The sequence below is a fragment of the Roseateles sp. NT4 genome, assembly GCF_051857475.1.
In the GTDB taxonomy this organism is placed as follows: Bacteria; Pseudomonadota; Gammaproteobacteria; order Burkholderiales; family Burkholderiaceae_C; genus Pelomonas.
Window position 1 is genome coordinate 218,224 of record NZ_JBPZGZ010000001.1, and the last position, 13,438, is coordinate 231,661.

Below are 13,438 nucleotides of genomic sequence, written 5' to 3' on the forward strand. Positions count from 1 at the left end.
TCAGCGCGGCGGTGCCACCGTGGCACCGCTGATGCCATGGCGCTTCAGGGCCGCGGCGACGAAGCCGCTGGCCTTGGCGTCTTCGACGAAGCTGCCGAGATAGGCGGCGCCGGCCGCCTTGCCCCGGGCCATGCCCATGGCCTGCTCGATGACCATGAAGCGCCCCGGCAGCAGGCGCAGGCCCGGCAGGCGCTGGGCGTCGGCCTGCAGCTGCTGCTTGACGCCGGCGGCCACGTCGAGCTGGTGGGCGACGAAATGGTCGACCACCTCGGGTGAGGTCGGGGCGCGATCGATCTGGGCCTGGCGCAGCTCACGCGTCAGATAGAGGTCGTAGGCGCTGCGGGCGCCGACGGCCACGCGCCGACCCGGCTGGTCGACCTCCTCGTTGGCCTGCAGCGGCGAGTCCTGGCGCACCAGATAAGCGCCTTCGATGAGCACATAAGGCGCGGAGTAGGCCGTGGTGGCAGCGCGCTTGGGGTCGATGGCGAAGAAGCCCACATCGACCGCGCCGCTGGCCAGCGCATCCACCGACTCGCCGGCGGACTGCACGACGGTCAGCACCGCCGGCACGCCCAGCCGCCGTGCCAGCTCGCGTGCCAGGTCGACGGACACGCCGGCGACCTCGCCCGTGGCGCTGTCGCGCCGGGCCAGGATGGGATTGCCCAGATTGATGACGGCACGCAGGCGGCCATCGGGGGCAAGTTCGGCGCGGGCTTCGGGCGGCGGTGCGGTCATGGTGGTGCAGCTGGCGAGCGTGGCGAGGCAAAGCAGCATCGCATGTCGACGGAGCAGGCGGGGCATGGCGGGCCTCGGGCAGCGGCAATGGCGTCATCTTCGCTCCGCTTCAGGCCGCCGTTTTTTCCGCCTGAACCCCGCCATCGACGGCCTGTCGCTTGGGCGTTTGAGATGCGGTCACCCCTCCTTAACCTGCGCTCCAGATCAAAACAGGAGGCGGCCATGCTGCAGATCCAGAACGTCACCAAGAGCTTCGGAAAACTCGATGCCGTTGAAGACGTGTGCCTCGATTTGAAGCCCGGCGTCGTCGGCCTGATCGGCCACAACGGCGCGGGCAAGAGCACGCTGATGCAGATGCTGGCGACGCTGATGAAGCCCACCCGCGGCAGCATCCTGCTGGAGGGCCAGGACATCGTCGCGAAACCTGAGCTGATGCGCCGGCGCCTGGGCTATCTGCCGCAGGACTTTGGCGTCTATCCGCATCTGACGGCGCTGGAGTTCCTGCAGTATTTCGCGGCCCTGAAGGGCGTCAGCGATCGCCAGCGTCTGCAGCAGCTGCTGGAGCTGGTGAACCTGCACGAGCAGGCCAATCGCCCCGCCATCGGCTTCTCGGGCGGCATGCGCCAGCGCCTCGGTATCGCCCAGGCTCTGCTGAACGATCCCGACGTGCTCATCGTCGACGAGCCCACGGCCGGACTGGACCCCGAGGAGAGGCTGCGCTTTCGCCACCTGCTCGGCGACCTTGGCCGCCAGCGCCTGGTCATCGTCTCGACCCACATCGTGTCGGACATCGAGAACATGGCCACGCATCTGGCCGTCATGCGCCAGGGCAAGCTGGTCGCCTATGAAACGCCGGAGGCCGTCGTTGCGCGCGCCGTGGGCAAGGTCTGGACCGCCTCGCTGGCGCCGGCCGACTACGAGGCCTTGCAGGGTCATGTCCATGTGCTGCAGGCCCAGCCTCAGGGCAACCGCGTGCAGGTGCGCATGACCCATCCCTCGCGCCCCTTTGCCGAGGCCGAGCCGGTCAACGCGACGCTGGAAGAGGCGCTGATGGCCCAACGCTATGCCGATGCACGGGAGGCCGCATGAATACGAGTCTCTACAAGGCCCTGGTGCTGAATGAGTGGCGGCTGCGCAGCCGCCGCGTCAGCAGCCTCGTCATCTTGCTGGCCGTCGTCGGCATCAGCTGGCTGATGGTGCTGGACCCGAACAGCGGCGCCGCCATGATGGTCACGCACAAGCAGCGTATCGCCTACGAGAGCCAGGCCCTGGCTTTCGGCACCACGCTGATCGCTTCGCTGCTGTTCGGCCTGGCCGGCTTCTACCTGGCCCGCGGGCGCACGCAGGAAGACCTGCGCACGGGCACGGCCGGCGTGCTGGCGGCCACACCGGTGAGGAGCGCCCAGTTGCTGGGCGCGCGCTGGCTGGGCGCCTTCGGCTTCCTGTTCTCGCTGGGCACCGTCGTCATGCTGACGGTGTGGGTGCTGCAGCTGGTGCGCGGCGAGGGGCCGCTGCAACCCTGGCCCTATCTGCAGATGCTGGTGCTGGGCCTGGCGCCCGGGCTGATGCTGTGCGCCAGCCTGGCCGTGCTGGCGGATGCCTGGCTGCCGCTGATGGGCAAGCGCGGCGATGCCCTCTACTGGGTGTTGTGGATGGCGCAGTTCGCCTTCGTCCCGACCATGCTGGGAGATGGCAGTCCGGCGCAGCTGAGCGGCTGGCAGCTGTTCGACGTGAATGGCGTCTCGCCGCTGCTGGTGGCCGTGAGCCAGTTGATGGACGTGAAGACCCTCAGCGTCGGCGGCTCGCCCTTCGACGCCACGTTGCCGGTGCTGCACATGCCCGCGGGCCTGTGGAGTTCCGAGCTGGTGGCCCTGCGCGTGGGCGCCATGCTGGTGGCCTTGCTGCCGCTGGTGCCGGCCGTGATGCTCTTCCACCGCTATGCACCCGACCGCGTCAAGCTGCGCAACCCCAATGGCCGCTGGCGCCTCGTTCAAGGCCTGCAATGGCTGCTGCGTCCGCTGCTCAAGCCCTTCACCGCTGTCCTCGGCCTGCTGCTGCGCGCCAGCGCCCGCCTGCCGGGCCTGCCGGGCCGCTGGCTGGCCGACGTGGCCCTGGTGCTGCTGAGCCAGCCGCTGCTGGCCCTGGTGATGCTGGCGGGCGCAGTGGCCTGCAGCCTGGTGCCGGCGCAGGCGCTGCCCGGCGTGCTGGCGGCCACGCTTTGCGCCTGGGGCCTGGCGGTGTCCGATGTCAGTTCGCGGGACCTGCAGAGCGGCACCCTGGCCCTGGCCAGCGCCACGCCGGGTGGTGCGCTCGAGCGCGGCTGGCGCCAGGCCCTGGCGGCCTTCGGTCTGGGCCTGATCCTCGTGTCGCCGGCCCTGCTGCGCATCTGGAGCGCGGCGCCGATGCTGGCCTTGGCCTGCGTCGCCGGGCTGTTCTTCCTCAGCGCCGTGACTGCGCTGCTGGGCCGCCTGACCCAGGGCTCGCGCACCTTCCTGGCCCTGTTCCTGTTCGCCCTTTATCTCGACCTGCAGAAGGTCGGCATTCCGGCCCTGGACCTGCTGGGCCTGGCCGGCTCCGCCAGCACAGGCAGCGTGACGGGTTATGCGGTGGCGGGCGTGCTGGGTTTCGCTGCCCTGCTGGCTGGACCGCGGCTGCGTCGGGCCTGAGGCCAAGGCTGCGGCCTACAGCGTCGCGGCCGGGAAAGGCGCAAGATGGAGATGTCATGCTCCCCTATCGCGTCCTCCTGGCTGTTGCCCTTGCGCTGCTGTGCAGCGTGACCGTTGCCGAGGAACTGCCGCGGTCGCCGGCCTGCCGCACGGCAGTCCAGGCGCTGGAAGAAGCTGAGGACGCCCTCGCGGCGAGCGCCGCATCCCGGGAGGCCGCCGCTTCCGACAAGCAGCGCGAGCAGTCCGTTGCTGCGCGCCTGCAGCCCTTGCGCAAACGTGTGGCGGATGCCTGCCTGGGCGGGCTGACCACGTCGCCGCCGCCGTCCCAGCACACCTGGGTCGTGCCGCAGGCAGCTGCTCGACCGAGCGTGGCCGCGCCGCGCCTGCCTCAGCCTGCAGTGCCGCCCGTCACCGTGCCGCGTCCGGAGCCCCCTGTCATGGTGACCCATTGCAACGGAGCTGTCTGCTATGGCAGCGACGGCAGCACCCTGACCCGCGTCGGCCCCGGCCTGGTCGGGCTGCGCGGCCAATGCACCGTGCAGGGCGGCTTCGTGCGCTGCCCCTGAAGCTCAGTAGTCGATGCCGACGCGGATGCCGTAGGTGCGCGGGTCGTTCCAGTAGGCGCGCACAAAGCCGCCGCCGTCCTGCACCGCGTTCTTGGTCATCTTGTTGGTCGCGTTCAGCACATAGAGCTCGGCGCGCCAGGTTTTGGGCGCTTGCAGCTTGAGGCTGGCGTCGATCTTGGTGAAGGCCTTCTGCCCGTCGGAGATGTGCGGGTTGTCCAGATTCAGCATCGTGAAGTACATCTTGTCCTGCCACTTCAGGTTGACCCAGGGCGTCAGCTCCCAGCCCTCGCCGAACATGAAGCTCTGCGAGAAGTTGATGCCGAAGCTGTACTTGGGCGACAGCGGCAGGTGGTGGCCGGTGATGTCCAGGATCTGGCGGCCGGCGAACTCGCGGATGGGGCCGCTGTAGGGCTCGGGGCAGGCCGGTGCGCCGACGTCCGCGCGCACACCGCAGTTCCAGGTGTCGCTGTAGGACGGGTAGTCCTTCATCTTGCTGTTGATGTAGCTGAAGAAGGCCCCCAGGCGTGCGCCGGCCCAGGGCTTGTAGTCGACCTCCAGCTCGATGCCGGGGATGTTGACGACGCCGACGTTGACGGTCTGCCACTTGGTGACGATGTCGCAGGTCGGGTTGTCGTCGGGGCATGGCTCGGTGCGCTTGATGCGCGAGGCGAAGTTGTCGCCGGTGACCTGCATGTCCTTGTAGCGGCTGAAGAACAGGGTGGCCGACAGGCTCAGCCGCTTGTTCAGCATCAGGCCCTTGTAGCCGATCTCGAAGTTGGTGACGGTCTCGGGCTTGTAGGGGAAGAAGGTGTATTGCGGGCCGGCTGGACCGTCCACGCAGTCGTGGCCGCCGCAGCGGTCGTCCTTGTCGCCGAAGCCGCCGGCCTTGTAGCCGGTGGACAGCGACGTGTAGACCATGTCCAGCGGCGTGAGCTGATTCTGCAGGCCCAGGCGGTAGGTGATCTTCTTCCAGCTCTGCGAGTTGTCGTTGCCGGCCGGCGGGCCCCATTCGGCATAGGCGGCGGTGCCGCCGAAGGGCCCCATCTGCTCGGTGAGGTCGCGGCCGTTGTGGGCGCGGAAGCCCGGATCGCCCGGCGTGCCGGGATGGAAGAGTCCGTTGTAGTAGGCCGGCGTCGAGCCGTCCCAGCCGCCGAAGACCTGACCGTTCTTGTCGGTCTTCTTGTCGTAGCTGTAGCGTGCGCCCAGCGTCGCCGTCCAGGTCGGCGTGAACTTCCAGTCGGCCTGGGCGAAGACGGCCTTGGCGTCGATCTGGCGATCGGGCTGGTGATAGAACTGGCTGGTCGGGAAGCCATAGGGCGCCGTGACGAGCTGCTCCTGCGCATAGTCGATGGCGTTCTTCTCGTGCATCCAGAACAGGCCGGTGACGAGCTGCAGGGTGTCGGTTTGGTGCTTGAACTGCAGCTCGTGCACGCTGGACTTGTAGGTCGAGCCCAGCGTGAACGAAGTCATGTCGTTGACGGGCCAGGTGCCCCAGTCGCCGTCGGGGCCGACCGGCAGGCTGGCCGTCACCTGGCTGGCGATGGGCTGGTAGCCGCCGTCGTCGTCGGACTGCTGGCTGCGCTTCTGGTTGGCGAAGGCGAAGCCGTATTCGATGCTGCTCTGCGGGCTGAGGTTCCAGACCAGGTTGGAGCGCAGAGTGCCGATGCTCATGTCGGTCTTGCCGGGCACGTTGATCTTCACGTCCCATTTGCCGCCGGGGCAGGCGAAGGCGGTGCCGGCCGCCATGTCGCAGTCCTTCATGGCGACGTCGCCGGCGCCGTTGTTCTGGAACTTCTCGTAGGCCAGCAGCCATTCGATGTCGTTCGTCAGCTTCAGCCGCCCGGCGATGCGAGCCGCCCATTCGTCGCGGTTGTAGTAGTACCTGCTCTTGGAGACCAGGGTGTTGCGGCGCTGGTCGACGTCGGGGATGCCGTCGGAGACGAAGCCCTGGGCCGGCAGGTTGACGTCGTAGAAGTCCTGCTGCTGGTTGATCCAGCCGTCGCGCTGGACCTTGCTGACGGTGGCACGCAGCGCGAACTTGTCGTTGATGGCGATGTTCTGGATCAGGTTGACCTGGCGTTTGCGGTAGTTGCCGAAGTCGGTCTCGAGATTGCCGTAGGTGGAACCGAACTCGGGCTTGGCCGGGATGATGTTGACGCTGCCACCGGTGGAGTTGCGGCCGAACAGCGTGCCCTGCGGGCCGCGCAGCACTTCCACCTGCTCCAGGTCGAACATCAGCGCGAGTGCGCCTTGCGGGCGGGGCGAGTACAGGCCGCCGACATGCAGGCCCACGGCCGGGTCGCCGATCTCGGTGAAGTTGGTGGAGCCGACGCCGCGGATGTTGATCTGGATGCCGGAGTCGGCACCCGAGGAGATCTGCAGATTGGGCACCGTGCCCGACAGGCCGCGCACGTCGTGGATGCCTTCGCGGCTCAGCGCCTCCTGCGTGATGGCGGTGACGGCGACCGGCGTCTTCAGCAGACTGGAATTGACGCGGGTGGCGGTGACGGTGACGGTGGGCAGCTCGTTCTTGTCCTTGTCGGCCGTGGCGGCCTCCTGCGCAAAGGCGGTGCTGGCCAGCAGGCTGACGGCGGCTGCGGTGACGGTTTTCAGCGGGAATCCAGCTCGGTTCGTTCTCATCGCTCTCGGCTCCTTCGGTTTTGTAGGGGCGGCACGCGGCCCGGCAGCGTGGCCGTGCGGCGGGCTCGTCTGGAAGTCAGCCCTCGCCAGGTCGGGACTGGGGCTTGATCTGGGACAACAGCTGCGCCACGGACACGGTCTCGTTGCGCACGAGTGGCCTGGCCCAGGCGCTGACGCTCAGGATGTAGGCCAGGGTCAGGAAGACGGTGGTCATGGCGGCGCGAAGGCCGATGGCGTCGCCGAGCACGCCCACCAGCAGGGGCACGACGGCGCCGCCGAGGATCCCGGTGCACAGCACGCCGGAGAAGGCGCCGTGGTGGCGGGGCACGGAATTCAGGCCCAGCGAGAAGACGATGGAGAACATCACCGACAGGCAGAAGCCCGAGGCGGCGAAGGCCCACAGCGAGGCAGCCGCTGGGCCGAACAGCGCGATGCCGACGCAGCCCATGGCCAGCACCGTGAAGCCAGCCAGCACCAGGCGCGAGTCCAGCAGCTTGAGCAGCAGCAGGCCCAGCAGGCAGCCCAGCGACATCAGGCCCCAGAAGCGCGCCACGGCGTCGGCGCCTTCGGCCGTGGCCGAGTAGCCGTGATACGTCGCCAGGAACTGCGACATCCAGTTGGCCAGGGTCTGCTCGGTGCCGACATAGGCCAGGATGCCGAGGAAGAAGAGGCGCACGTCACGCCGCGCCAGCAGCTCCCGGTAGGCCGACCAGCCGCCGGCGCGCTCGTCTTCCTTCAGTTCGACGGTCGGCAGCGGCAGGGTCTGGTTGGCGAGGATGAGGGCGACGAAGCCGGCCGTGAAGATCCAGTAGAAGGCCACCCACACCAGCGGGCTGCCAGACGCGCCGGGGCGCTCCATCAGCAGCTGGAAGGCCCAGGGGCTGAGGAAGGACGCCAGGCCGAAGACGAGCTGGCCCATCACCGAGAAGAAGGCGAAATGAGCCTCGCCGCCGGCCGTGCGCAGCAGCGGGTTGATGACGACCTGCAGCAGGGCCATGCCCAGGCCGATGATGAAGAGGCCGGCGATGGCGGTGCCGTAGCTGGGCCATAGCGCGATGGCGAGCGAACCCGCGAGGTTGAGCAGGAAGGCGATCAGGATGGTGAAGCGCGGTCCGCGGGCCTCGACCAGCATGCCGCCCGGCACCGACACCAGCCCATAGGCCAGGAAGAAGGAGAAGGGCAAAAAGCCCGCCAGCCCCAGGCTGAGCTTGAAGTCCTGGATGATGATGGGCATCAGCGGCCCGATCAGGTTGGTGACGAAGGAGATCACGAACCAGATCAGCAGGATGTAGCCGACGATGAGGGCGCGGTGCTTCATGCCACGCAAGCGGCGAACTCGCCGGCCTTGATCGTCTTGCGCGGGAAGCGCGACAGGATGGCCCGCGCGGTGCGACAACCGGCGGCGAGGGCCTCGGCGAGAGGGGCGCCGCTCAGGCGGGCGGACAAATAGCCCGCATTGAAGGCATCACCGGCACCGATGGTGTCAAAGATGTCCGCCGGCTCGGTGTCGTGCGCCACGCGCTGCCCGTTCTCGATGCCCAGTGCCCCGCGAGCACCGACCTTGACGACCAGGCTGGCCCCTGGCTTCAGCGCTTTCGCGATCAATACCAGCGCCGCGTCCAGCTCCTCGGTGCCGGCAATGCTTTGCGCCTCCAGCTCGTTGATGAGCAGGTGGTCGCAGTGCGGCAGCCAGGTCATCACCTCGTCGCGGTCCCAGCCCTCGGGCGGCCAGCCGGTGTCCAGCGCGATGCGGTAGCCGCGCGAGGCCGCTTCGGCCAGCAGGTCGGCATAGCGGCTGCGCAGATTGGTCAGCAGAAAGGGCGCCGTGAAGAGGGCGATGGACGGCACCGGCGTGGAGTGCAGATGCTTCAGCACATGCTGGACCGACAGCTGCTGCAGATGGCCGTGGGTAGTGAAGAAGTTGCGCTCGCCGCAGCTGTGCATCAGGCCCACCGAGATGGTGGTCTCGCGGTCGCAGACCTCCAGGTGGGTGCGGATGCCGTTGAACTGCTCGGCCAGCCAGTGGCCGAAGTGGTCGTTGCCGACGGCGGAGATGAAGTGGGTGGCCTGGCCGATGTGGCGGGCGGCGAGGGCTGCGTTGGCGCCGGAGCCGCCGGCACGCAGCTCGCTGCGCGGCATCAGGAGCTCGGTGCCGATGCTGGGCCAGCCTTCCAGCGAGCCGAGAACCAGGTCCACGCCGACGTCGCCGACGATGCTGAGCTGAGGGGTGAAGAGAGCGCGATCCGAGTCCATGGGCGCCGACTATAGGAGCCCACCGGAACGAGTGTCAATAAATAAATCCAGTGGATTGAAATATTTATTGGCCTCGCTTGGCGGACGGCCTGTGGCCCAGCAATTCGCCCACATCGAGATCGCCGCGGCGGTCCTGCTGCAGCACTTCCAGGCGCGGCGACAGCATCTCGTAGATGGGCAGGACAGCGGCGCCGAGGATGGAGGAATCGTCCTGGCGGTCGGACAGCACGATGCGCGTTTCCGGTGCCGCCACGCCGCCGCGCACCGAGCGGTGCCAGGGCAGGGCGAGGGCCACGAGATGCTCCACCAGCACCTTGGGCGCCGAGCCGCCGATGACGATGGAGCGCGGGTCCAGCATGTTCTCGATCATGCAGACGGCGTCGCGCAGCCGGTCGGCGGCCTGGCGGCACCAGCCGTGCAGGGCGGTGTCGCCGGGTTGCTGCAGGCGTGCGGCCAGGTCCAGGGTCCAGACGTCGTGGTCGCTGACGCCCAGGGCCTCGGCCAGAGAGTGCATGGAGACATAGCGCTCCAGGCAGCCGCGGTTGCCGCAATAGCAGGGCGTGCCACCGGGCACGATGGGCACATGGCCGATTTCGGTGGCATTGCCGTTGGCGCCGGGAAAGGCCGAGCGGCCGATGACCAGGGCACCGCCCAGGCCCAGGCCCAGGTGCAGGTAAAAGAAGTCGTCGAGGTGACGGGCGACGCCGAACAGCGTCTCGCCCAGGGCGCCGGCCACGCTGTCGACGCGGTAGAAGAGGGGCAGGCCGGTGGCCTCACCCAGTTCGTCCAGCACCGACAGGTCGTTCCAGCCTTCCAGGGCCGTGGGGCCGACGAAGCTGATGTCGGTATGGCCCAGCGGGCCGGGCAGGGCGATGCCGATGCCCCACAGGCGCTCGGTCGATTCCCGGCGCAGGCGGGCGACAAGCTGCAGCATGGCGGCCAGCATCTGCTGGCGGTCGCTGGTGTCCATCTCGACTTCGCTGCGATGCAGGATTTCGCCGACCAGGTTGACAAGGGCGGCCGAGGCCCGGCCCGGCTCCAGGCTGATGCCAATGGCATTGCCGGCCTGCGGGTTCAGCTCGAAGGCGATGGGCGGCTGGCCGCGCGATTTGTCGACCTTCTGGCGCCGCGACACGATGAGGCCGATGGCCTCGAGGTCGTTGGTGATGTTGGCCACCGTCTGCGGGCTCAGCGACACCATGTCGGCGATGTCCTTGCGCGAGGCGGCGCCCTGCTGGCGGATGAAGTCCAGCACCACGCGGCGGTTGAAGGGGGCGCTGGACTGTTGGGTGGCTCCTCGGCCGGTGGTTCTCATGCGTGCTGGCGGCGCTTTCGTGGCGCCCATGATAGGTGGGGGCTGTGCCTGGACGGCCATTCTGTCCGAGCTGGCAGCGTTGTCGTCGGGCGCTTTTGAAATAAATTTATACAACCATTGGATTTAAATATTGACGATGCCGCTCTGACGGCCCTACATTCGCGCCCCAAGGTCCCGTTGGAGGGACGAGGTCTGGCCCGGCGCATCCAGCAGTGAAGTTGCGCTCCTCGCCGGCGGCATGCCGCTCGTGGGCATCACAACCCGTGGCCTTCATTCGCCACAAGACTTCGTTGAGGCAAACATGCAATCACTCCGGATCGGCTCCTGTGCAGCTCTCGCCCTGCTGAGCCTGTCAACGCTGGCCCTCGCGGCCGGCAGCAATGCCGAAAAGAGCACGGCCTTCGTGCAGGACGGCTGGCTGTACACCCGGACCGAAACCGCCAGCGGCCAGGCCCTGGTGACGGCCGTGCAGCCGGCGGCGGCCAGTGGCGTCATCCCGGTCGGCGACTCGCGCGTCTGGGGCAACGTCTTCGACAAGAACCGCAAGCTGACCGTCGCCCAGTGGCAGGCCGTGCTCAGCATGGATGCCTATCCGGAGAACGGCACCACCAACTACCAGGAAGTCGGCCCCTGGCGCTATTGCGAGGTGGACTACGAGGCCAGCGTCGGCATCTCGGACTACCGCGGCAACACCTTCGGGCCGGTCGGCGTGACGACGGTGGGCGACTTCCCCGACTACTTCAAGAACGCCTTTGCGCCCTATGTGCTGGGCAAGACCGGTGCGACCAACACCGACATGAAGAACTGGGGCGTGCAGGTCACCGGCGTGTCGGCCAGCAACTTCAAGGCCGACGATGAGCGCCTCGACCCCTATCCCAACCTGAGCCGCTCCAACTCGACCAAACGCGCGGCGCTGACCAAGATCTGCAAGGCCCTGCAGTCGGCCTTCGACACCCAGCAGGACAAGTATGTGATGAGCCATTACGCGCACATCAACAACGACAAGCTGCTGCCCGTGCTCAGCGCCTTGAAGGGCATCGGCTTCACGGCCTTCGACAAATACAACCTGGTCGGCCTGGCCTTCCAGGTGCAGGTCAACACCGGCTCCATCGGCAGCGTCTCGGCCTTCACCTCGGTCAAGAACGCCGGCAACTGCGGCAGCATGAGCAACGAGACCTGCTTCGCCACCTACCTGACCGACCAGTACATCCGCTGGCTCAAGTCTTCCAGTCTGGGCGACGATGCGGGCAATTGCTGGCGTGCCAGCATGGCCCTGGACATCTACAAGAAGAACCCGGCCATGAACAGCGTCAGCACGGTCAACTCCGTCATCAACAGCAGCTACCCGAACAACAGCGGCAAGTGCCCGACCTCGGGCATCAAGTGGTCCAAGAACATGGCATGGGAATGAAGCGAATCCTGATGGCAGCGGCCCTGGCGGCCGCCACCCAGTTGTCCGTGGCCGCCGAGGAGGCGGCTGCGGTGACGACGGTCTCGGTGAAGCTGCCGACCGAGCCCTTGCTGGTGCAGATCAACCAGGTGGCGCTGGAACGCGTCGGCCCCAAGAAGGCCGTCGTCGAATCCACGGGCCTGGCTTCGGCCGGGCGCTACCGCGTGCTGGCCGGCAGCCAGGTCGTGGCCCAGGGCGAGCTCAAGGCCTTGCCCGAGTTCTCGGCCTGGGGCGCGGGCAAGCGCTATTTCGAGGTGGACTTCTCGGCCATCGAGAAGCCGGGTGTCTACCGCGTCGAGGCCAGCGTGGGGGCCAAGCGGGTGCAATCCGCCCCCGTTCGGGTGCGCGACCAGGCCCTGTTCGCAACCATCGCCGACAAGACCCTGGATTACTTCCATCGCAGCCGCCATACGGCCAAGGTCGACAGCCACATCCGCATCTTCGAGACCGACCGTTTCGTCGATGTGCATGGCGGCTGGAAGGACGCCGGCGGCGACACGGGCAAGTATCTGTCCCACCTCGGCTATGCCAATTTTTTCAACCCGCAGCAGACCTCGATGGCGGCCTGGGTGCTGGCCTACACGGCGCATGCCTCCAGCGATCTGTATCGCAAGGCCGGCCTGCTGAAGCGCGCCGAGAACGAGGCCTTCTGGGGCGCCGACTATCTGCACCGCATCGTCGACGCCGAGGGCTATTTCTACACGACGGTGTTCGACAAGTGGGGCGATGAGAAGGCCGAGCGCATGGTGGTCGGCTACGAGGGCGAGGACGGCAGATACACCCAGCTGTATCGCTCGGCCTACCGCGCGGGAGGTGGCATGGCCATCGCGGCGCTGGCGCGGGCGTCCATGCTCGCCAGGCAGTCGGGCCGCCAGGGCGAGTTCAGCGGCGCGACCTATCTGGCCGACGCGGTCAAGGGCTTCGACCATCTGCAGCAGTTCAATGCGCAGTACACGGCCAATGGCGTCGAGAACATCATCGACGACTACACGGCGCTGATGGCGGCGGTCGAACTGTTCCGCGCCACGCAGCAGCCGCGCTTCCTGGATGCGGCAAGGCTGCGTGCCGAAAGCCTGGTGGGTCGCCAGACCGCGGAGGGTGGCTTCATCAGCGACGGCGGTAGCCGGCCCTACTACCACGCGGTCGAAGCCGGCCTGCCGGCGCTCAGCCTCACGCACTACCTGGCCATCGAGACCCAGGAGGCGCGCCGCGGCCGGGCGACCAGCGCAATCGCAGCAGCCCTGAAGCAGGAGATCGCCATCACCCAGCGCGTGTCCAACCCGTTTGGCTATGCACGCCAGTCCTTCCAGCTCGCCCCCAATGGCAAGGCCGAAGGTCCCGTCCTCGAAGGTTTCTTCATCCCCCACAAGAACGAGACCGGCTACTGGTGGCAGGGTGAGAGCGCCCGCCTGGCCTCGCTGACCACGGCCATGGCCGCCGCGAGCCGCCAGCTCGGCTCCGCCATGCCCGAAGGCTGGGCCGGCTATGCGCAAAGCCAGCTCGACTGGACGCTGGGCCGCAACCCTTACGGCATCTCCATGCTCTATGGCTTTGGCAAGCGCAACCCGCCGACGGTCGCATCCAGTGCCGGCGACATGTTTGCCGGCGGCATCTCCAATGGCATCACCGGCGCGGTGGGCAGCGACACGGGAGAGGGCATCGCTTTCGGTCCGGGGCCCGACGGCGAGCAATGGCGCTGGGTGGAGCAATGGATTCCACATTCGACCTGGATGTTGCTGGCAGCGACCGAGACGGCACGTCGCTGATGTCACAAACGTGGGGGCTGTTGCGTCAGGAGGGGGTTCAAGCCTGA

10 protein-coding genes are annotated in these 13,438 nt (G+C 67.6%); 5 read left to right on the forward strand and 5 right to left on the reverse strand.

Features of this window, described 5'->3' with window-relative positions:
* A complete protein-coding gene (locus ACS5PN_RS01025) occupies positions 1-735 on the reverse strand; it encodes an ABC transporter substrate-binding protein (protein ID WP_439463678.1) in 735 nt (244 codons plus the stop codon).
* Between the two features lie 222 nt (positions 736-957).
* Here ACS5PN_RS01025 and ACS5PN_RS01030 point away from each other — a divergent pair, with 222 nt between their 5' ends.
* Genes ACS5PN_RS01030 through ACS5PN_RS01040 form a run of 3 tightly spaced genes read left to right on the forward strand, consistent with a single transcriptional unit; the run spans position 958 to position 3,967 of the window.
* The gene (locus ACS5PN_RS01030; RefSeq protein WP_439462086.1) at positions 958-1,824 is read left to right on the forward strand and encodes an ABC transporter ATP-binding protein; all 867 of its coding nucleotides are present in this window, start codon (positions 958-960) and stop codon (positions 1,822-1,824) included.
* Positions 1,821-3,401, forward strand: coding sequence for a hypothetical protein (locus ACS5PN_RS01035; protein WP_439462087.1), 1,581 nt, complete (start codon positions 1,821-1,823; stop codon positions 3,399-3,401). Before ACS5PN_RS01030 ends, ACS5PN_RS01035 begins: the two co-directional genes overlap by 4 nt.
* A gap of 56 nt (positions 3,402-3,457) precedes the next feature.
* Positions 3,458-3,967: a hypothetical protein gene (locus ACS5PN_RS01040; protein WP_439462088.1), complete on the forward strand. Its 510-nt coding sequence runs from the start codon at positions 3,458-3,460 to the stop codon at positions 3,965-3,967.
* Positions 3,968-3,970: 3 nt separating this feature from the next.
* Here ACS5PN_RS01040 and ACS5PN_RS01045 read toward each other — a convergent pair whose 3' ends face one another.
* The 4 genes from ACS5PN_RS01045 to ACS5PN_RS01060 all read right to left on the reverse strand — a co-directional run bounded on the left by ACS5PN_RS01045 (position 3,971) and on the right by ACS5PN_RS01060 (position 10,175).
* Positions 3,971-6,607, reverse strand: coding sequence for a TonB-dependent receptor (locus ACS5PN_RS01045; RefSeq protein ID WP_439462089.1), 2,637 nt, complete (start codon positions 6,605-6,607; stop codon positions 3,971-3,973).
* Positions 6,608-6,683: 76 nt separating this feature from the next.
* Entirely contained in the window at positions 6,684-7,925 is a 1,242-nt protein-coding gene (locus ACS5PN_RS01050; RefSeq protein ID WP_439462090.1) for an MFS transporter, read from the reverse strand.
* The gene (locus tag ACS5PN_RS01055) at positions 7,922-8,860 is read right to left on the reverse strand and encodes a carbohydrate kinase family protein (protein ID WP_439462091.1); all 939 of its coding nucleotides are present in this window, start codon (positions 8,858-8,860) and stop codon (positions 7,922-7,924) included. The genes ACS5PN_RS01050 and ACS5PN_RS01055 overlap by 4 nt, the downstream gene beginning before the upstream one ends.
* Positions 8,861-8,924: 64 nt before the next feature.
* Positions 8,925-10,175, reverse strand: a complete 1,251-nt coding sequence (locus ACS5PN_RS01060) for an ROK family protein (protein ID WP_439462092.1) — start codon at positions 10,173-10,175, stop codon at positions 8,925-8,927.
* Between the two features lie 301 nt (positions 10,176-10,476).
* Between ACS5PN_RS01060 and ACS5PN_RS01065 the strand changes: the two genes are divergently transcribed.
* Positions 10,477-11,586: a hypothetical protein gene (locus tag ACS5PN_RS01065; protein WP_439462093.1), complete on the forward strand. Its 1,110-nt coding sequence runs from the start codon at positions 10,477-10,479 to the stop codon at positions 11,584-11,586.
* Positions 11,583-13,391, forward strand: coding sequence for a glycoside hydrolase family 9 protein (locus ACS5PN_RS01070; protein WP_439462094.1), 1,809 nt, complete (start codon positions 11,583-11,585; stop codon positions 13,389-13,391). Before ACS5PN_RS01065 ends, ACS5PN_RS01070 begins: the two co-directional genes overlap by 4 nt.
* Positions 13,392-13,438 lie beyond the last annotated feature (47 nt).